This window comes from Streptosporangium sp. NPDC087985, assembly GCF_044741965.1.
Taxonomy (GTDB): Bacteria; Actinomycetota; Actinomycetes; order Streptosporangiales; family Streptosporangiaceae; genus Streptosporangium.
In genome coordinates, this window is record NZ_JBIUTQ010000012.1 from 136592 (window position 1) to 154351 (window position 17760).

Here is a 17760-nt window from a genome sequence, read left to right on the forward strand (position 1 = left end):
CCGGCGGAACGGAGCGTCTCAGTGATCATTGGGCGAGTCGCTCGTCCGTGCTTTGCGTGGTCAGCTCCGCACGATCGTCAGACAGTCGATCTTCAGCAGGATTTGGCACCAGCCAGAAAGTTAGGGCGGAGGCCAGGAGTGTGATCATGCAGGCTGCGTTGAGGGCGGGAGGAAGACCGATCAGCTCGCCGAGGGTGGGGCCGACGAACGCGCCAACCATCGTCGCGGCAGCCTCGGCGGTGAGGAACACGGCGCCCACGCGTCCGAGAAGTGCCTCAGGAGTGGTCCGCTGGAGCCAGGTCTGCAGGGCGATGAGCACCGTGACGCCAGGGATCCCGGCCAGGGCCGCCGCGATCAGCGTGACGGGCATCGAAGAGGCATTGAACATCAGGACGAACGCGCCGGCGACGAGGCCCTGGGCGGCTGCGACAGTCGTCTTGACCGGGAGGCGGTCGACGATCCTGTGGCTGATCGGGGCTCCCAGGAGGAAACCGATACTCAGCGCTGAGAGCAGGTATCCGACTTGGGTGCTGCCGCCTAGTTGGGTCACCCCGAATGGCACCAACAAGGATGTGAGTGCGGCGTTCGCCAGGAGGTAAACACCGCTCGTGACGAGCAGGGCGCGGGTGGCTGGGGCCTGTCGGATGTAGCCCAGCCCCTCCTTGAGGTCGGGGAGCACCCGCCGGGAGAAATCCCGGTCACGCGGCCGCGGCCGAGTGAATGCGATCGCCAGGGCCGACACGAGATAGCTGACGAGCCCGACTCCAATGACGGTGTCGATGCCGACAACTGCGAACAGCAGACCACCCAATGGGGCAGCACCCAGCCCGATAACGCCAGTGGTGAATGCGTTCAGCGCATTCGCGCTGGTCAGTAGCGGGCCCGTGCCCACGATGGCTGGCGTGTGCGCCTGGGCTGCCGGACGGAACAGCACGGCTGCGGCGCCCTCTCCAAGCACCGCCAGGTAGACGAGCCAGACAGTGTCGGGAGTGCGCGCGAAAAACACCAGCGAGATGACCATCGCATGCGCGATGTCGGTAGCGAACATCAACCGGCGGCGATCCCACCGATCGGCCAGCACGCCGGCGAACGGCCCCAGCAAGAGAACGGGAAGGTATTCGGCCACCAGGGTGAGCCCGGTGGCGAGCACCGAACCGGTCACGGCGTAGACGTGAGCAGGGATCGCAACCACCAGGAGGCCGGTGCCGAATGTGGCGATCAGCCGGGCCGCCCAGAGCAGCCGAAAGTCCCGCACCCGCAACACCTACAGCATGGCCGCCCCTCCGAAGTATTCTCTCAAGAGAGAAGCGGACTCAAATTATTCTGTCAAGATATGAGTATGGATCACATCGAACTGGGTCAACGCCTGCGATCCCGCCGTGCGACGCTGGGCCGCACTGTCGCCTCGGTCGCCGCCGACGCGGGGTTGTCGGTGCCCTATATAGCCAACCTGGAGAACGGCCGCGCCAACCCCACCCTCTCCGCCCTCGACCGGCTCGCCGACGCGCTCGGCACCCGCCTGGCCGTCACCCTCGCCGACCCGGACGGTGATTCCGCCGCTCCGACCCCGTCGCCTTCACTCATCGGCTTCTCTCAGACCCGGCATTTTCGCCGAGAGGTGAGCAGGCTGGCCGGTCTGCTCGAAGAAGATCTTCAGAGTGTTCGCGGGCAACTACTGGATGTGCTGGCAGCGGTCGCGCACGCACTCAAGCGCGACCTAACCGAACGCGACTGGCAGCGATTGCTCGATGTCATGGTGCTCGTCCTCGCTCATCCCTCGGAATGACCGCCGAAGACCCCCCGGTCGAACAGCGTGATGACTCCGACCTTGGGGAACATCGGTACAGCGGTTATCGGCAAGATTGATCTTGATCGCCTAGCACAGTGATCGGGTGCCGTGTGGGGGTTCGGCGGAAGATCCTCGATCGCTGGTGAGGGGCGGCTACGGTCCTGCCGTGCCGGTGGAATTCTTAACTGATGAGCAGGCTGAGGCGTACGGAAAGTTCGCCGAGGAGCCGACGAGGCCCGAGCTGGAGCGGTTCTTCTTCCTGGACGACGTCGACCGGGATCTGATCGCGCTGCGGCGTACGAAGCACCATCAGCTGGGCTTCGTCCTCCAGATGTGCACGGTCCGCTATGTGGGGCTGTTCCTGCGGGCCGTTGGAGGCGCTCGCGCGGAACCGGGTGAACCTGAACAGGGTGATCACGCACTGGCCGGACATGCTGCGGGTGGCCGGCTCGCTGGTCACCAACCAGGTCCGGGCCTACGACCTGCTGCGGATCACGGCGCAGGAGTCGCGGCACAAGCTGGCCCGGGACGTGTGCCACGGCAAGCGCGGCACCATCCACCAGGCGTACCGGGACGGGATGGAGGACCAGCTCGGCTCGCTCGGGCTGGTGCTGAACGCCCTGGTGCTGTGGACGAGTGGCGGTCAGCGCCCTGGTCCTCTCGGCGCTGTACGTGCTGTGGACGTACCAGCGGATGTTCACCGGGCTCACCCCGGCGGCGGTCGCGGACACCGTCGACGACGCCCGTCCACGCGAACTGCTCTTCCTCGTCCCGCTCCCGGTCGCGATCGTCGTCATGGGCGCGGTCCCCGGGCCGGCACTGGACGCGATCGACCCGGGCCCGGCGCATGGCGAAGCCGAGGATCGGGTCGACGTGCTCGGCATAGAGGCAGCGTAAGCGCTCCTCGGCGCTGGTGTGGTCGCGGTTCATGACCCCTCCATGTCCAGCACCGGTGAGATCGTTGCACCGGCCGACAGCAGTCTCTCCGCCAGCGCGCGACAGCGCCTCCCAAGCTCCGGAGGGTCGAGTACCTTGAAGTCGTGCCCCAGCAGGAGCACGTGCATGAGCACGAAGTCGAGGCTGCCGGCGCCACTGAGCACCTCACAGAGCTCGCTCCCTCGCCGTCGTACGACGGCCGCCGACGCCGGAATCTGCGCGCGCACCGTGTCGGCCGACGCGTGCACGAGGAAGCGTGCCTGGTGAGGGTAGACCCGACTCGCCACACCCTCCTGCACGTACGTCGCCGCGTCGGGCGCCGAGCGCGGACGGAAGCGCCAGGTCCGTGCAGACAAATCGGTCATCCGATCGAGGCGGAAGCTGCGCCAGTCGTCGCGATCGAGGTCGTAGGCGAGGAGGTACCAGCGCCGGTCGGAGGCGACCAGGCGGTAGGGCTCGACCCGTCGCCGTCGCACCTCGCTCCCAGACGGGTAGTCGAAGCCGGCCTCGACCTCATCGCGGCAGGCTCTGGCCAGCGTCATGAGCACCTCGGGGTCGACCGGCGTGCGGCCTGCGCCGAAGGACTCCACCGAGCCGGAGAGCGCGCGCACCTCGTGCCGCAACCGGGCGGGCAGCACCTGATCGAGCTTGGTCAGCGCCCGGAGTGCGGCGTCGCCGACGTCGGCGACCGCGCCACCCGCGCCGGCGAGCAGCGAGACCACGGTGGCGATCGCCTCCTCGTCGTCGAGAAGCAGCGGCGGCAGGTCCTGCCCCGGGCCGAGCCGGTAGCCGCCGCCGACACCCTGGCTGGCATGCACCGGATAGCCGAGCCTGCGCAGCCGCTCGATATCACGCCGTACCGTGCGCGGCGTGACCCCGAGCCGGTCGGCGAGCTCGGGGCCGGTCCAGGCCTGGCGCTGCTGCAGCAGCCCGAGCAGGGTGAGCACCCGCTCCGTCGTACCCCGCTCGTCGCCGCTTGCCACGTCCATGTCGCCCACCCTGCCAGATAGCGGACCGATTCTGTCCGCTAGGGGTGTCAGGGTGGCTCCATGGATGCAGACGAACTCGACTGGAACCGGACGCTGCGCGAGCAGTGGGAGTTTCACTGGAACCATCAGCTCCGAGCCCGGCTCGACGGCCTCACCGACGACGAGTACTTCTGGTCGCCGGTGCCGGACGCCTGGAGCGTGCGGCTGCGCGGCAGCTCGACGGCGCCCGTGCAGCTCGGTGCCGGGGACTTCACGATGGACTACGCCTTCCCCGCGCCAGTCCCCGCGGCCTTCACCACGATCGCCTGGCGACTCGGTCACGTCATCGTCGGCGTGCTCGCCGCGCGCAACGCGGCGCACTTCGGCGCACCGGCGGCCTCGTACGAGACCTGGGAATACGCCGACAGCGCGGCCACCGCGCTCGACCAGCTCGAGGCCCAGCTCGACGTCTGGCTGGCCGGGGTGCGCGGCCTCGGCGAGGCCGGGCTCCGGGTCCCACTCGGCGCGAAGGAGCCCTTCCCCGAGTCGCCCATGGCCGATCTGGTGCTGCACATCCACCGCGAGCTGATCCACCACCTGTCCGAGGTCTGCCTGCTGCGTGACCTCTACCTGCACACGAAACCCGGCACCTCTAAGGAAGACTCATGACCACAAAGACGACACACCTCGACCCTGAAGAACTCCACAGCAACCCTGCCTTCACGCAGGGCGTGATCGCACCCGCTGCCCGGACGCTCTATGTTGGTGGCCAGCTCGGCACCGATAGCACTGGAAACCTGCTCGACGGTATTGAGGCACAAACCACTCAGGCAATGCGAAACGTGCTGACTGTGCTTGCTGCCGCGGGTACCGGTCCCGAGTATGTCGTCAAACTCAACATCTACCTCGTCAATGGGGTCGACGCACAGGTGGGATACGCGGCGTCGCGATCAGTGTGGGGCAATCACCGCACAGCCATCGTGGGACCTGGAAGACCTCATCGAGTGCTGGACGCTGGATGAGGCCGAGTTCGAGCTGGTGGGGAACAAGCCGGGTGCGACCCGGCTGGGCTTTAGCTTGATGCTGAAGTTTTTCGAGCTGGAGGCCCGGTCCCCGCGGCGGGAGGACGTGCCGAAGGCCGCGGTGGACTTCGTGGCCGGGCAGGTGAAGGTGGATCCCGGCCTGTTCGCGCAGTACGCGTGGTCGGGCAGCACGATCGAGCACCACCGCAAGCAGATCCGTGACTTCTACCGGTTCCGGACCATCACGGTGGGCGATGAGGACAAGCTGATCGTGTGGCTGGCGTCCGACATCTGCAAGGAGGAGGTGTCCCGGGACCGGCTGCGGGCAGCGCTGTTGACGCGCTGCCGGGAGGACAAGATCGAGCCGCCGACGCCGGGGCAGGTCGAACGGCTGCTGGGCACGGCCGAGGCGATGTTCGAGCGGCAGTTCACCACCACCACGGCGGGGCGGTTGTCGGCGGAGACGATCGCCAAGTTGGAGGAGCTGATCGACACCGGTGTTAATGAAACTGTCCGGCCACACCTCGGTGCGCAGCCTCGCAAAGCATGCCCGGGTGTCCGACGAAGGTTTCCTGAATTTCCAGGCCGACACCGATCCGGCCGCCCGACGCGTCAACCGCTGACTGGGGCGGTGCCCTCCCTGGGCGTGACGGCTCGCGAACGGTGCCGATCTGCTCGAGAGCCGTCACGCCGATCAGGGTCTGTACGTCGAGAAGGTTGAGGACCTTCTCGACGTGTTCCGGATCGTGCGGCTATGGATTGCCGGACGCTCTGACGAAATGTGACAGCGGTATCGGCGACCGGCTGGTGCGCCGGACGTCGATACCCCCGTCACGTCAGGCCGGTGACGTGCCGGCCCGGCCGAGGTGTCGGGCGAAGAACCGGGTCGCGCTGTCGGCTTCGAATCTGGGGACGTCGCCATGCCCGCCCGCGTTGGCGTGCAACGTCTTTTCCTTCGAGGCGAAGGCGTCGAACAACGCGAGACCGGATTGGCGTTCGACGTGCTCGTCGTCCCACTGGAGCAGGAATTCGATCGGGACGGTGATCTGTGCCGCCGCCTCGGTCAGGGATTCATGCCCAAGACAACCGAAGACCGCCGCGGTGATCCTGGGTTCGACCGCCGTCAACGGCACCCCGATCCCGGTGCCCTGCATGATGCCCCAGAAGCCGATCGGCCCTTCGGCGCCGATCTCCGGCAGTTCCTGGAGGGCGTCCAGGGTCGCCTGCCATTCCGGCACAGCACGCGCCGCCAGTCCGGTGTGGTAACGGACGATGATCGGGCCGATCGGCTCGCCCGCCGCCTGAGCCTGCCGTAGGGCGGCGATCTGCTGCTCGTCCGCGGCCGGTCGCGGCCGGTCGCCGTGTCCGGGCGCGTCGATGGCGGCGACGTTGAAACCGCAGCCGGTCACGAAGCGGTGTGCACGGCCCAGGATTCCCGGTGCTTTCTTATGCTGGCCGCCACCGTGACCCATCAGCACCAGGGGCGCGCGATCGGAGCCGGATGCGGGCGACCAGAGGAGGCCGGTGACCTCACCCAGAGTGAAATTGCGTTCGACGACACCGTTCGACGATGTCTCCGCAGTGAAATGCATAGGTTGTTGCCTTTCGGGATTGCCTTGTCAGGGCGCTCCCGGCGACACCTACGTCAATCGCCCAACCGTGAAGAAGATGGGGAGCACCCAATGGATACAGCGTTAATGGGTCTCACCTCCTCGCGTGTGTCACGGACTCCCGGAGAGTATCAGCCCGAGCGTCGTCCCGCTCAACCCTTTTCCCTGCCGACCAACTGTGTGTTCCGGCCACACGTTCCATGTCCAAGCGGGCCGTCGGGCCCGCCCCTGACGCGGGCCCGGTCCGGCCGCCGCCTGCGAGCGGACTTGTCCTTCTTCGGATTCGGGCGCTTTGCGGGAATACCCTCCACCGTAAACGCACCGACCCTCAACCGCACCCGCCCAACGCCAATGATCCTCTTCTCACCATTTGAACGCCGACTACCCACAGTCCACAGCTATTTTGGGGCTGGTCGTACGGACCCGAGCGGTGGGCCGTGAAGGCGCGCGGCCTGGCCACGCAGATCAGCCGGGAGTGCGTGCAGCGCCGGTTGTCGGTCTCCCAGATGCCCGCCTCGGGCTCGTCCCAGCGCGCGGCGCGCCCGCGCGGACGGCCTCGGCGAGCAGCCAGTCCGCCCACTGGGCCGCGGCGGACAGCAGCAGCGCCTCGCCGAAGACGTCGAGCTGGAACCGGCCGGTAACCCGGTTGCTGGCCGGCCGGGGTGGGGGGGTATATCCCAAGGTGAGAGCGGTCGTTTGACCGTCTGAGGGGGAATGACCGATGGCTTCGACGACCGTTGCCGACTATGTGCTGGAGCGCCTGCGTGAGTGGGGGGTCGAGAGGGCCGGGCGTGCCATACGGGATCGGCGCCAAGTTCGCCCACCCGGACCGTCCGGTGATCGTGTTCGCCGGTGACGGGGCGATGCAGATGAACGGCCTGGCCGAGCTGATCACCGTCAAGCACTACTGGTGGGAGTGGACCGACCCGCGGCTGATCGTCGCGGTGCTGCACAACAACGACCTCAACCAGGTCACCTGGGAGATGCGCGCCATGCAGGGCGCGCCCAAGTTCCCGCAGTCGCAGACCCTGCCGGACGTGGACTACGTCGCCTTCGCCATGAGCCTGGGTATGGGCGCCCTCACCGTCGACAGCCCCGAGCAGGTCGCACCGGCCTGGGAGCGGGCGCTGAGCGCCGACCGGCCCGTGCTCCTGGACGTGTACGTCGACCCGGACGTGCCGCCGATCCCGCCGCACGCGACCTTTGAGCAGGTGAAGGACTCCGCCGAGGCGTTCCTGCGGGGTGACGAGAACCGCTGGGGCGTCCTGCGGGAGGGGATCAGAACCAAGATGCAGGAGTTCCTGCCGCACCGCGACGATGGCGGCAGGTGACCGGCCCGCGGGCGTGTCCCGGTCCCGGCCGGGACCGGGAGAACTCCACGGCGGAAAGTTACCTTCTTTTATCCAGCTTGGTGATATGCCGGGCACATAACTATATGTGTCGCTTTATCGCGATCTTAGTGCTCAGGTGGACGGAGAGGTGCGGTGCGACGAAGGGTCGCTGGCCGCCTACGCCCACGATTCCTCGAACTACCGGCAGACTCCGTCCGTGGTCGTGGTGCCCCACACCGTGGAGGCCGGGGCCGAGGCCGTGCGCGTCTGCCATGAGCACCGGGCGCCGGTGTACTCCCGGGGCGGGGGCACCAGCCTGGCCGGGCAGTGCTGCAACGAGGGCGTGGTGATCGACTGGTCGAAGTACTGCACGCGGCTGCTGTCGGTGGACGGCGAGCGGGCGCTGGTCGAGCCCGGCGCCTGCCTGGACGACCTCAACGCCGAACTGGCGGACCGGCGCCTGATGGTCGGCCCCAAGCCCGCCACCCACGACACCTGCACCATCGGCGGGATGATCGGCAACAACTCGTGCGGCGCCTCGGCGCAGGCGTACGGGAAGATGGCCGACTCGGTGATCCGGCTGGAGGTGCTCACCTACAACGGCCTGCGGATGTGGGTGGGGGAGACCTCCGAGGAGGAGTACGGGCGCATCCTCACGCTGGGCGGGCGCCGGGCGGAGATCTACCGGGCGATGCGCAGGCTGCGCGACGAGAACCTCGCGCTGATCCGGACCCGCTATCCGAACATCCCGCGCCGCGTCTCGGGCTACAACCTGGACGCGCTGCTGCCGGAGAACGGCTTCAACGTGGCCCGCGCGCTGGTGGGCAGCGAGTCGACGCTGGTCACGGTGCTGCACGCGGAGATCAGGCTGGTTGCGGTGCCGCGGTTCCAGTCGCTGGCGGTGCTGGGCTACCCCGACATCGCCACGGCGGGCGACATGGTGCCAGGGATCGTGAGGCACCGGCCGCTGGCGCTGGAGGGGCTCGACCACGAGCTGATGGACCTGGCCAGGGTCGAGCACGCCGCCGGGCGAGACGTGCTGGACAGGCTGCCCGAGGGGTCGGGCTGGCTGATGGTGCGGTTCGGTGGCGACACCCACGAGGAGGCCGCCGAGCGGGCCAGGAAGCTGCTCAGGAAGGCCGCGGGCGCGCACACCACCTATCTGGACGACCCTGCCGAGGAGGAGCGGGTGTGGAAGGTCCGCGAGGCCGGGCTGGGCGTGACCGCCTACCCGCCGGACAACCCCGACACCCACGAGGGCTGGGAGGACGCGGCCGTCCCGCCGGAGCGGCTCGGCGACTACCTGCGCGACTTCCAGGCGCTGCTGAACCGCTTTGACTACCACAACTGCTCTCTCTACGGGCATTTCGGGCAGGGGTGTGTGCACACCCGGACGCCGTTCGACCTGGACGACCCCGAGGGGGTGGCGAAGTACCGCCGGTTCGTCCAGGAGGCCGCGCGCCTGGTCGCCTCCTACGGCGGGTCGCTGTCTGGCGAGCACGGCGACGGGCAGTCCCGGGGCGAGCTGCTGCCGATCATGTTCGGCCCCGAGGTCGTCGGGCTGTTCGGTGTCTTCAAGCGGATCTGGGACCCCGGGGGGCGGATGAACCCGGGCAAGATCGTCAACCCGTACCGGCTGGACGAGAACCTCGACCACCTGGACTACCACCCCGCCGAGCCGAAGACGTACTTCGACTACCCGGACGACCAGCACCGGTTCACCCACGCCGCCGCCCGCTGTGTCGGCGTCGGCAAGTGCCGCTCCGGCTCCGGCGGGGTGATGTGCCCCAGTTATCGGGTCACCCGGGAGGAACGGCACAGCACCCGGGGCCGGGCCCGCATCCTGATGGAGATGATGCGCGGCGAGACCGTCACCGGCGGCTGGCGCTCCAGGGCGGTGTACGAGGCGCTCGACCTGTGTCTGTCCTGCAAGGGCTGCCGCGGTGAGTGCCCGGTGCATGTGGACATGGCCACCTACAAGGCCGAGTTCCTCTCCCACCACTACCGGTGGCGGCCACGGCCGGCCGCGCACTACTCGATGGGCTGGCTGCCCCTGTGGGCCAGGATCGCCTCCCTCGCGCCCGGAGCGGTCAACGCGCTCACCCACACGCCGGGCCTGAGCGGGCTGGTCCGGCTGGCCGGGGGCGTAGATCGGCACCGCGAGCTGCCGCGCTTCGCCACCGAGCGCTTCACCGACTGGTTTCGCGACCGGCCGCTGGCCGAGGGCGACCCGGTCGTGCTGTGGCCGGACACCTTCACCAACAACTTCCGCCCCGGCGCGGCCGTGGCGGCGACGCACCTGCTGGAGGCGCACGGCTACCGGGTCGAGGTGCCGCCGGTGCCGTTGTGCTGCGGGCTCACCTGGATCTCCACCGGCCAGCTCGCGACCGCCAGGCGCGTGCTGCGCCGGACTGCGGCGGCGCTGGCTCCCCGGCTGCGGCGGGGTGTGCCGGTCGTCGGACTGGAGCCGAGCTGCGCCGCCGTCCTGCGCTCCGACGCGCCCGAGCTGCTGTCCGGCGACCCCGACGTGGAACTGCTCGGCCGCCAGACCAGGTCGCTGTCGGAGATGCTGCTCGACCGGGTGCCGGTCGCCCCGCCGCCGGGCACGGGGGTGCGCGCGCTCGCCCAGCCGCACTGTCACCAGCACGCCATCTGGGGCTTCGACGCCGACGCCAGGCTGCTGGAGCGCGCCGGGGTCCAGGTCGAGGTGCTGGACGTGGGCTGCTGCGGGCTGGCGGGCAACTTCGGCTTCGAGCGCGGCCACCACGAGATCTCGGCCGGGGTGGCCGAGCTGGGGCTGTGGCCCGCCGTGCGGGCGGCGGACGAGGGGACCAGGATTCTCGCCGACGGCTTCTCCTGCCGTACCCAGATCGAGTCCGGCACCCACGCGAAACCGGTCCATCTGGCCGAACTCCTCGCCGAGGTGCTGTTGCGGCCGCCACCGGACCCCGTGCGCCGGGAGGCGGAGCAGGCGCGCCTGGGCGGGATCCGCTGACCGCCGGGTGCCGGTGGGACGGGTAGGAGGCGATGCCGGTGCGGGCCCCCAGGGCCTGTATCGAAGTCGCCGCGGTGTGTGCCGGCGTGGCGGCAGGTGAGTACGGCTACGACCTCGTCTACTTCGAGCAGATGGCTCCCTTCGCCGACTGCCGGCAGATCGACGTCACCCGCTGCGGTGGTATCGCCGGGTTCCTGCGAGCGGCGGGCGTGGCCGCGGCGCACGGCCTGGAGGTCTCCGGCCACTGCGAGCCCCGCCAGCATCTGGCGGTCGCCGCGGCCATCCCCAACCTGCGTTACCTCGAATGGTTCCACGATCACGTCCGGATCGAGGCGATGCTGTCCGACGGCGTCCGCTTTCGGGTGGCAGGAGCGTTATCAACGCTCTGACCTTGACCTGGCTCACCACCCGTCACGACCTTTCGAAGGAGATCGACGGCTGTCGCGCCGCCCTGAGCTGCTCTCGAAAGGGGAGTGCGCCGTGAAATGGGTACGGGCACGTATAGCTATGAGATCCGTCCCGGCGGCCACCTGCGGTCGGGGCTGATCGTCTGGGGCGCCGTAGCGGGATCCCGCCTGCCAGCTTGGAGAGCCACACCTCTTTGTATCATTACGAACTTTTTTCTCTGCGAGTGAAAGTGGGGGGATGCGAACAAAGGCATGGTCGCTCACCCCGCAGACGTCATCGTGCCGACCAGAGGGAGACGGCACTGCCAATCCCGGCTTCTCGCGTGTGCGACCGAGAAGGCGGGCGCTCTCGCAGGTATGGCCCTGACGTGCCGAGAAGGGAGGCTGTCTCCACGGTGAACAGAGACACCACAGGCTTTGCTCCGCAGGTGCTGCGGCAGTACGCCTTCCTCGCTGACGGGTATCGCGGGGCCCTGATCGGCCCGAGGGGGGACATCGGCTGGCTGTGCATGCCGCGATGGGATTCCGACGCCGTGTTCACGAACCTGCTCGGTGGCCGCGGCGTATACGCCGTCACGCCCACCGACGCACGGTTCGTGTGGGGTGGGTGCTACGAGGGCGGCTCGCTGATCTGGAACAGCCGTTGGGTGACCTCGCACGGCATCGTCGAGTGCCGCGAGACCCTCGCCTTCCCCGCCGATCCGGAGCGTGCTGTGCTGCTGCGCCGGATACGGGCCGTGGACGGTCCCGCCCAGGTGGCGGTGGTTCTTGATCCACGGGCGGGTTTCGGCAGGCGGCCCCTGCGTGAACTGCACCGCGAGGCGGGCACGTGGAGTGGGCGCACCGGCGACCTCCATCTGCGCTGGACAGGTGCCGAGCATGCCCGCCGAGGGGCGGAGGGAAATCTACGCGTCGATCTGCGGGTGCCCGAGGGAGGGCATCACGACCTTGTCCTGGAGCTGGCCTGCCGGCCGTTCGAGGGGGCGCCCGTCGATCCGGTGGCGGCATGGTCGCCGCGGCCACCACTTCGTTGCCCGAGCGCGCCGAGGCCGCTCGCAACTACGACTACCGCTACGCCTGGATCCGCGATCAATGTTATGCCGGCCACGCGGCGGCGGCCGCCGGCCTCGACGATCTGCTGGACGCGGCGGTCGCGTTCGTCACCGCACGGCTGCTGGCTGACGGCCCTCACCTCGCACCCGCCTACACCACCGGCGGCGGCCGTGTGCCTGAGGAGCGCATGCTGCCGTTCCTGCCCGGCTACCCGGGGCATCGGTCAGGGTGGGTAACTGGGTGACCAGGCAGTTCCAGCTGGACGTGTTCGGCGAGGTGCTGCTCCTCGCCGCCGCCGCGCGCCGGGATCGGCTGGACATCGACTCCTGGCACGCTCTGGAGAGCGCGGTCGACGCCATCGCGCAACGATGGCGGGAGCCGGACTCGGGAATCTGGGAGTTGCCCCCGCGGCAGTGGGTGCACTCCAAGCTGATCTGCGTCGCCGGTCTGAAGGCCGCGGCCGCCGTCGCCCCGGCCAGGCAGGCCGCCCGCTGGAGCGCCCTCGCCGATACCGTCCTGGCCCACACCTCACAGCACGGACTCCACCCATCCGGCCACTGGCAGCGCGCTTTCGACGATCGACGAGTGGACGCGGCCCTGCTCATTCCGGCCGTCCGCGGTGCCCTGGCGCCGGATGATCCGCGAACCGCCGCCACGCGCGCGGCCGTACACGCCGAGCTCGAATGCGACAGATACCTCTACCGTTTCCATCAGGACCAGCGGCCTCTCGGCGACGCCGAGGGTGCCTTCGTGCTGTGTGGGCTGATCGCCGCACTCGCTGCGTACCAGAGCGGAGACGAGATCGGGGCGGCCCGCTGGTTCGAACGCAACCGTGCCGCGTGCGGCTCGCCCGGCCTGTACACCGAGGAGTACGACATCGGTCAGCGGCAGTCGCGGGGCAACCTGCCCCAGGCGTTCGTGCACGCACTGCTGCTGGAGTCGGCGGTGACACTGTCGGCGTCAGGGCGGGGCGGCGCGCGTACCCTCCCGTGACGCCGGCAGCGTCACGGGACGCTACACCGACGCCCCGACTGAGCCGCGGTCCCACGCCGCCGGGGAGGCCGTCCCGATCCAGGGCGTGGTGCAGCAGGCATGGCAGGACACCGTGATCGACGGCGAGACCGGCCTGGCGGAGCGGATCCCGTATGAGCTGTGCGTGCTGCTTGCGCTGCGCGGGGCACCGCTCCGCCGTGAGATCTACCTGCAGGGCGCCGGCCGCCGGCGGAACCCGGACGAGGACCTGCCCGGCGATTTTGAGCCATCACTACCTGGACGTCCTCGGGTCATGACCGCCGCCCGCCGAACTGCCAGTTGTGCACCTCGATGTCGGCGTACCGGTCCGGGGTCAGGATGGCGCGTGCCGTGTCCGGGTCCGGCGCCCGGACCAGTGCCGCCGTGCCCAGCCAGGTGGCGCCGTCGTCGGACAACAGCGGCCCGTAGGCGATCAGCACGTCCCGGTCGGGCGGCACGGCGAGGTCGGCGGCCTGCCCCGTGCCGAGGCCAAGCACCAGGTACCGGTTGCCACCGGCCCGGCCGCCGGGGAAGTCCCACATGGTGCGCCCCAGCGTGTTGCGCCACCGTCGCAGCAGCACGTCCCGGTACACGCCGGCCTGGTAGTTCGGCTCGTCGAAGGCGAACGCACGGGCGGCGATGGGATCGGGGAGGTCGACGATGTGCACGCTGCCGGTGGGCGTGTCGCCGGCGAGGGTCGGGCCCCGGGCGATCATCTCCTTTGCGTACCGGTCCATATAGGACCAATGCTCTTCCAACAGCTCGTCGCGCAGCGCTACGGAGCCGGGCCGGTCGCGGTGGTAGCAGAAGAACTCCATGCCCATAGTCTTCACCTATCAACGGATCACCTCGCAAACGCCTACTTTGCCCCTGGCCGTAGCCATAGGAGTTCCAGGCCTTTACGGCCCTATGTGCATCGCGCGCTCCGCCCGCATTGCCGGACCCGGGGGCGGCGTAACGTGAATCGCAACAGCCGTCGCGCCGCCAGCCGGCGCGGCGTTTGTCATCGAAAGTGCGCTATCACACGGGAGGTGCCGGTGAGCGCATTGTGCATCGAGATCGCCTACTACCGGCATTTCTGCCTGATTGTGCTGCGCGGTGAGCTGGACGCGCTGGAGCGCCACAACCAGATCGTGGTGGACGCCGCTGAACTGGCGTTCTGCGACTGCGCGGGAATTGCCCTGCTGGCCGCCGCGCACCAGCGCGCGGCGGCCGGCGGCGGTGGGCTGTCACTGGCATTCGCGTACGGGCTGTTGCTGCGGCTTTTGGAGGTCGACCGAAGGGTCGGGCAGGGGCCCGGCAGCGAGCTGGTGACCACGCTGGGCTGGTAGGGCCTGTCCGCCCGGGGGGGTTAGGGTGCGGCGGGTGCTCAGGCAGGCGCCGGCCAGGCCCATCACTCGCTCTAGCCATGCCTGCATGCGTATCGGCACGCCCGCCGGGTCCGGCCCCGCGGCCATCGGGCCTCCTTGCACGTGGTGGCGGGGGAGCGCCCTGGCGGCGGGCAGGCCGTCTTCGGGTCGCGCGCCCGGCCCCGGACAGGGGCGCGGGTGTGCGTACCAAGATCGTAATGTGTGGTGGTCGCAGAAAGGCGGAGGCGTGCCGCCGGGCCTCAGGTTCAGCCGCCCAAGTTTCAGGACTGGGACGGCGTTCGCCGCAGCCACGCCACCGCCGATCGTGCGTGTGCGGATCGGTTCAGCGAAGCATCCTCAGCTCCCGGGACGTCGTGCACGTCAGGCTGGTCTCCTTTGCCTTGATCTTCATATTCGCCATCGGGCTGATGGCCTTCTTGATCGGCTTGACATGGCTGGTCGTCCTGATAAGAGTGCTCGCGGTCGTCGCCGTCGGCGACCTGATCCTGGTGATTCGCCGTCGGCCCCGGCTAGAGCGTGATCAATCCGACTCTGTGTGAGACGCGGCAAACCGGGTAGGCGCCGTAGAGAAGGGCCTATCGGATCAGAGGAGATGAGAACCATGCCACGTGGTTCAAGTCCCAAGCGTGAACGGCAGTACGAGCACATCAAAGACAGCGCTCTCAAGCGCGGCCAGAGCCCAAAGAGGGCCGAGGAGATCGCGGCCAGGACGGTCAACAAGGAGCGGGCACGTGCGGGAGAATCACGCACGGCAAGCCGCACCTCGCTCCAGGACATCTCTTCGGGACGGCGCGGCGGACTGCGCTCTCACAAGGGGGCCGGCGGCCCCACCAAGGAGCAACTCTACGAAGAGGCCAGGCGACGCAACGTCAAGGGCCGCTCCAGCATGACCAAGGCCCAGCTGGAGAAGGCGCTGCGCTGAGCGCTCGGCTCCGCCAGGGGAGCCGCAGGCCGCCCCGGGCTTGGAGTACGGCACTCATGCACGGCCCAGCAACCGGATGACCGCCCGTTCGGCTTCGCCGTGGGTGGCCATATCGCCGCCAGAGATGTCTTTTCCAAGTTTCGGCAGCATCGCTGCTATCGTGCGTCCTTCTTCGTACAGATCGATCAGGCGAGGATCCACATAGGATGCCCGGGCCAAGGCGGGCGTGTTGCCGAGATAATCGGTGACCTCCGCCATGACCCGGGCAACGGCGCGCCTGTGTGCTCTGGTCGAAGCGGCGGGTGTGGAGACCGTCAGCCTTACCGCGGCGAGTACGGTCGCGTGCCAGGTTCTGAAATCCTTCGCTGTGACCTCCATGCCGAAGAGCTCGTGCAGGTAGGTGTTGATGTCCTCGCTGGCGTTCCCCCACCGGGGGGTGGACACCCGGTTTCATGCAGCCAGTCGGGCCTGCGCCAACTGCGCGCCCCACACGCCGACGACGAGCCGGACGATGGCGAGGACGGGTAACCGCACGTTCCCGTGCAGTCGAAGGCGGTCCGGCCGGAGTCACCTCCTATGACTCCGGCCGGACCGCCGTGTTCTCGGCCTGGGGCGTCGCGCTCCGGGCCGCAGTCGATGTCGGTCAGTTCCTCGCCGCCGGGCGCAGGTCGCAGTCGGGGCAGGCCAGGCTGTCGGCTTCAGCGCGCACCCGCGTCAAGTCGTCGGCGACACCATGATCGTTCCGCGTATCTTCCTTGACCGCGGGAGCAACGCATGGACTCTGCCTCCAGCGGGTCGAGTGCGCTATTGCCCCACCCGGCCATCGACGCATTCGCGCAGCAGATCGGCGTGCCCGCAGTGGCGGGCGTACTCCTCGATCCGGTGAACCCACAGCTCCCGGACAGCGTTGCCGTCGCGACCCACCCGCGCACCCAGATCCGGATACTCGGCCAGCACCGCATCGGTTGCCGCCTGTTCGCGGACAAGATCGGTGAATGCGCCTTCTACCAGCTCCTGCTCCGCAACGGCTCCCTCGAAGTCGCCGTCACCCGCTCCGTACAGCTTCGGTGCCGGGTCTCCTGGCAGAATCCAGTTGCGCCAGTCCCGCTCCACCTCGGCAAGATGGCGGACCAGCCCGAGCAAGGACATGGTCGACGGCGGCACCGACCGGCGCGCCAGTTGCTCCGGGTTCAATCCCTCGCACTTCATCCGCAGGGTCAGTCGATAGCTCGTCAGGAAGTCCTGCAGCGTCGGCAACTCACCGTCCGGGCTGACGCCGTCACTGTTGCGGGGGTCCTCGTCGGGGTCCGCCCACATGTCGGGGTAGACGCTGGCCTGGCTCCACCGCTCGGGTATGTCGCTCACCGTGTGCATGATTCCGGGCAGTGGTCCGACAGGCAAGTGATTATTCAGGCATGCCAGGCGACGCCTGCGGGCGCGGGCGGTCGTCGAGGCACCCGAGGAACTCACGGCTGCTCCGTGCCTGCTCAACGACGCTCTGGCCGCCGAGACACCCGGTTCAACCCCGTCCGCGGGCAGCTCCAGCCGCCGCACCCGTTCCAGCTTGTTCACCTCCGCCAGCAGGCTCTCCAGGCCCGGCGCCCCGGGGTCCGCCTTCAGCTCGGCGAAGTGCGACCGCCCACCCCGGCCGCCGAGCCATCCTTGTCGGCGCCCTCGTCCGTCCCGTCGCCCGCGGCCAGGTCCTCCAGCCGCGAGCGGGTCGTGTGGCTAAGCCGGTCCATCGTGCTGCGGCAGAACCGCTTCTCGAAGTCCTTGACCGCCTTGCCGACCAGCCGCCGCACCTGCCCGGGTGCCGGCGGTTCGATGTGGTCGTTGCGGCACCGGGCGACCACCGCGGCTTTCAGCCGGTCCCGGGACAGCTCCACCGGGCACAGTTCAGTGGCCAGCCACCCAGCCAGCCGGTCCTGGTCCTCCTCGGTGTTCGCGCGGAACCCGTACGCCGCCCGGATCTCACCCCGATGCCGCTGGATCGCCTTGCTCTGCCAGTCGTAGTTCGCCCACGCCTCCGCCGGCACCTTCACCTGCTGAGCCGCGTAATCCACCGCGGCGGCCGGTACCTCCTTGGCCGACTCCGGGAACCGGGCCTCCACCTCGAAGAACTTCAACAGCAGCGCGAACCCGATCCGGGTCGCCCCGGACTTGTTCCGCACCCGCTTCATATCGTCTTCGAGTAGCGTCCAGACCTCGATCAGGTCCTCCGGCTCCCAGTCCTGCCTCACACGCCCCCGCCCCTCACCGAGATCACTCGATCAGCTCAACGAGACGCCCAGCGAGAGGAAACGACGACCACAGCAGTCACACAGCGCTACACGTCCGTTCGCCGTA

General features: G+C 68.8%; 21 protein-coding genes and 3 pseudogenes. 16 read left to right on the forward strand and 8 right to left on the reverse strand.

The genetic code is table 11. The features are described 5' to 3' along the window. Positions 1-25: 25 nt before the first annotated feature. Entirely contained in the window at positions 26-1255 is a 1230-nt protein-coding gene (locus ACIN94_RS21840) for an MFS transporter (protein ID WP_400708836.1), read from the reverse strand. Between the two features lie 84 nt (positions 1256-1339). On the opposite strand from ACIN94_RS21840, the gene ACIN94_RS21845 reads away from it, so the two are divergent. From ACIN94_RS21845 to ACIN94_RS21860, 4 genes and pseudogenes are all read left to right on the forward strand, one after another. After that, entirely contained in the window at positions 1340-1786 is a 447-nt protein-coding gene (locus ACIN94_RS21845; RefSeq protein WP_400708733.1) for a helix-turn-helix domain-containing protein, read from the forward strand. 175 nt (positions 1787-1961) lie between these two features. Beyond that, positions 1962-2099 (forward strand): annotated as a pseudogene (locus tag ACIN94_RS21850) (DUF4158 domain-containing protein); the annotation flags it as partial. A 10-nt stretch (positions 2100-2109) separates the two neighbouring features. Continuing rightward, positions 2110-2427: pseudogene (locus tag ACIN94_RS21855) on the forward strand (Tn3 family transposase); the annotation flags it as partial. Further along, positions 2426-2686 (forward strand): hypothetical protein, encoded by a 261-nt coding sequence (locus ACIN94_RS21860; protein ID WP_400708850.1) that lies wholly within the window; start codon positions 2426-2428, stop codon positions 2684-2686. The pseudogene ACIN94_RS21855 and the gene ACIN94_RS21860, both read left to right, overlap by 2 nt. Positions 2687-2715: 29 nt before the next feature. Here ACIN94_RS21860 and ACIN94_RS21865 read toward each other — a convergent pair whose 3' ends face one another. Further along, positions 2716-3714 carry a helix-turn-helix transcriptional regulator gene (locus ACIN94_RS21865; protein WP_400708735.1) on the reverse strand — a complete coding sequence of 333 codons (999 nt, stop codon included), beginning with the start codon at positions 3712-3714 and terminating at the stop codon, positions 2716-2718. A gap of 60 nt (positions 3715-3774) precedes the next feature. Here ACIN94_RS21865 and ACIN94_RS21870 point away from each other — a divergent pair, with 60 nt between their 5' ends. The 3 genes from ACIN94_RS21870 to ACIN94_RS21880 are packed head-to-tail and all read left to right on the forward strand — an operon-like array spanning position 3775 to position 5436. Beyond that, complete coding sequence (locus ACIN94_RS21870; RefSeq protein ID WP_400708737.1) at positions 3775-4362, forward strand: DinB family protein; 588 nt, start codon at positions 3775-3777, stop codon at positions 4360-4362. Continuing rightward, positions 4359-4715 carry a RidA family protein gene (locus tag ACIN94_RS21875; protein ID WP_400708739.1) on the forward strand — a complete coding sequence of 119 codons (357 nt, stop codon included), beginning with the start codon at positions 4359-4361 and terminating at the stop codon, positions 4713-4715. Before ACIN94_RS21870 ends, ACIN94_RS21875 begins: the two co-directional genes overlap by 4 nt. Then, positions 4606-5436 (forward strand): DUF4158 domain-containing protein, encoded by an 831-nt coding sequence (locus tag ACIN94_RS21880; RefSeq protein ID WP_400708741.1) that lies wholly within the window; start codon positions 4606-4608, stop codon positions 5434-5436. The genes ACIN94_RS21875 and ACIN94_RS21880 overlap by 110 nt, the downstream gene beginning before the upstream one ends. 115 nt (positions 5437-5551) lie before the next feature. Here the strand turns inward: ACIN94_RS21880 and ACIN94_RS21885 are convergent, their stop codons facing one another. Together ACIN94_RS21885 and ACIN94_RS21890 are read right to left on the reverse strand one after the other, a co-directional pair. Then, positions 5552-6307: an alpha/beta hydrolase gene (locus tag ACIN94_RS21885; protein ID WP_400708743.1), complete on the reverse strand. Its 756-nt coding sequence runs from the start codon at positions 6305-6307 to the stop codon at positions 5552-5554. Between the two features lie 483 nt (positions 6308-6790). Further along, on the reverse strand, positions 6791-7006 hold the full coding sequence (locus tag ACIN94_RS21890; protein WP_400708745.1) for a hypothetical protein: 216 nt from the start codon (positions 7004-7006) through the stop codon (positions 6791-6793). A 65-nt stretch (positions 7007-7071) separates the two neighbouring features. On the opposite strand from ACIN94_RS21890, the gene ACIN94_RS21895 reads away from it, so the two are divergent. The 6 genes and pseudogenes from ACIN94_RS21895 (at position 7072) to ACIN94_RS21920 (ending at position 13104) form a co-directional block, all read left to right on the forward strand. Beyond that, positions 7072-7656: a thiamine pyrophosphate-dependent enzyme gene (locus ACIN94_RS21895; RefSeq protein WP_400708747.1), complete on the forward strand. Its 585-nt coding sequence runs from the start codon at positions 7072-7074 to the stop codon at positions 7654-7656. A gap of 148 nt (positions 7657-7804) precedes the next feature. Beyond that, entirely contained in the window at positions 7805-10651 is a 2847-nt protein-coding gene (locus ACIN94_RS21900) for an FAD-binding and (Fe-S)-binding domain-containing protein (protein WP_400708749.1), read from the forward strand. Positions 10652-10689: 38 nt separating this feature from the next. Beyond that, positions 10690-11040: an enolase C-terminal domain-like protein gene (locus tag ACIN94_RS21905; RefSeq protein ID WP_400708751.1), complete on the forward strand. Its 351-nt coding sequence runs from the start codon at positions 10690-10692 to the stop codon at positions 11038-11040. Between the two features lie 446 nt (positions 11041-11486). Next, positions 11487-11882, forward strand: a pseudogene (locus ACIN94_RS21910) (trehalase-like domain-containing protein); the annotation flags it as partial. A 182-nt stretch (positions 11883-12064) separates the two neighbouring features. Continuing rightward, positions 12065-12355: a glycoside hydrolase family 15 protein gene (locus ACIN94_RS21915; protein ID WP_400708753.1), complete on the forward strand. Its 291-nt coding sequence runs from the start codon at positions 12065-12067 to the stop codon at positions 12353-12355. Continuing rightward, on the forward strand, positions 12352-13104 hold the full coding sequence (locus ACIN94_RS21920; protein ID WP_400708755.1) for a glycoside hydrolase family 15 protein: 753 nt from the start codon (positions 12352-12354) through the stop codon (positions 13102-13104). The genes ACIN94_RS21915 and ACIN94_RS21920 overlap by 4 nt, the downstream gene beginning before the upstream one ends. A 290-nt stretch (positions 13105-13394) precedes the next feature. On the opposite strand, the gene ACIN94_RS21925 is transcribed toward ACIN94_RS21920, so the two are convergent. After that, the gene (locus ACIN94_RS21925) at positions 13395-13946 is read right to left on the reverse strand and encodes a YciI family protein (protein WP_400708838.1); all 552 of its coding nucleotides are present in this window, start codon (positions 13944-13946) and stop codon (positions 13395-13397) included. 207 nt (positions 13947-14153) lie between these two features. On the opposite strand from ACIN94_RS21925, the gene ACIN94_RS21930 reads away from it, so the two are divergent. From ACIN94_RS21930 to ACIN94_RS21940, 3 genes are all read left to right on the forward strand, one after another. Beyond that, positions 14154-14453 carry an STAS domain-containing protein gene (locus tag ACIN94_RS21930; RefSeq protein WP_400708757.1) on the forward strand — a complete coding sequence of 100 codons (300 nt, stop codon included), beginning with the start codon at positions 14154-14156 and terminating at the stop codon, positions 14451-14453. A gap of 392 nt (positions 14454-14845) precedes the next feature. Next, positions 14846-15031, forward strand: coding sequence for a hypothetical protein (locus ACIN94_RS21935; protein ID WP_400708759.1), 186 nt, complete (start codon positions 14846-14848; stop codon positions 15029-15031). A 62-nt stretch (positions 15032-15093) separates the two neighbouring features. After that, positions 15094-15414: a plasmid stabilization protein gene (locus ACIN94_RS21940; RefSeq protein WP_400708761.1), complete on the forward strand. Its 321-nt coding sequence runs from the start codon at positions 15094-15096 to the stop codon at positions 15412-15414. 54 nt (positions 15415-15468) lie between these two features. On the opposite strand, the gene ACIN94_RS21945 is transcribed toward ACIN94_RS21940, so the two are convergent. From ACIN94_RS21945 to ACIN94_RS21955, 3 genes are all read right to left on the reverse strand, one after another. Next, positions 15469-15858, reverse strand: a complete 390-nt coding sequence (locus ACIN94_RS21945; RefSeq protein WP_400708763.1) for a hypothetical protein — start codon at positions 15856-15858, stop codon at positions 15469-15471. Positions 15859-16218: 360 nt separating this feature from the next. Next, positions 16219-16779 (reverse strand): DinB family protein, encoded by a 561-nt coding sequence (locus ACIN94_RS21950; protein WP_400708765.1) that lies wholly within the window; start codon positions 16777-16779, stop codon positions 16219-16221. Between the two features lie 251 nt (positions 16780-17030). Beyond that, a complete protein-coding gene (locus ACIN94_RS21955; protein ID WP_400708767.1) occupies positions 17031-17654 on the reverse strand; it encodes a DUF4158 domain-containing protein in 624 nt (207 codons plus the stop codon). Positions 17655-17760 lie beyond the last annotated feature (106 nt).

What these genes read in the sequence shown, in the direction of transcription:
- ACIN94_RS21845 (WP_400708733.1), top strand. Translation starts at nt 1,340, where the DNA reads ATGGATCACATCGAACTGGGTCAACGCCTGCGATCCCGCCGTGCGACG.
- ACIN94_RS21865 (WP_400708735.1), bottom strand. Translation starts at nt 3,714, where the DNA reads ATGGACGTGGCAAGCGGCGACGAGCGGGGTACGACGGAGCGGGTGCTC.
- ACIN94_RS21870 (WP_400708737.1), top strand. Translation starts at nt 3,775, where the DNA reads ATGGATGCAGACGAACTCGACTGGAACCGGACGCTGCGCGAGCAGTGG.
- ACIN94_RS21875 (WP_400708739.1), top strand. Translation starts at nt 4,359, where the DNA reads ATGACCACAAAGACGACACACCTCGACCCTGAAGAACTCCACAGCAAC.
- ACIN94_RS21880 (WP_400708741.1), top strand. Translation starts at nt 4,606, where the DNA reads ATGGGGTCGACGCACAGGTGGGATACGCGGCGTCGCGATCAGTGTGGG.
- ACIN94_RS21885 (WP_400708743.1), bottom strand. Translation starts at nt 6,307, where the DNA reads ATGCATTTCACTGCGGAGACATCGTCGAACGGTGTCGTCGAACGCAAT.
- ACIN94_RS21895 (WP_400708747.1), top strand. Translation starts at nt 7,072, where the DNA reads ATGTGCTGGAGCGCCTGCGTGAGTGGGGGGTCGAGAGGGCCGGGCGTG.
- ACIN94_RS21915 (WP_400708753.1), top strand. Translation starts at nt 12,065, where the DNA reads ATGGTCGCCGCGGCCACCACTTCGTTGCCCGAGCGCGCCGAGGCCGCT.
- ACIN94_RS21925 (WP_400708838.1), bottom strand. Translation starts at nt 13,946, where the DNA reads ATGGGCATGGAGTTCTTCTGCTACCACCGCGACCGGCCCGGCTCCGTA.
- ACIN94_RS21940 (WP_400708761.1), top strand. Translation starts at nt 15,094, where the DNA reads ATGCCACGTGGTTCAAGTCCCAAGCGTGAACGGCAGTACGAGCACATC.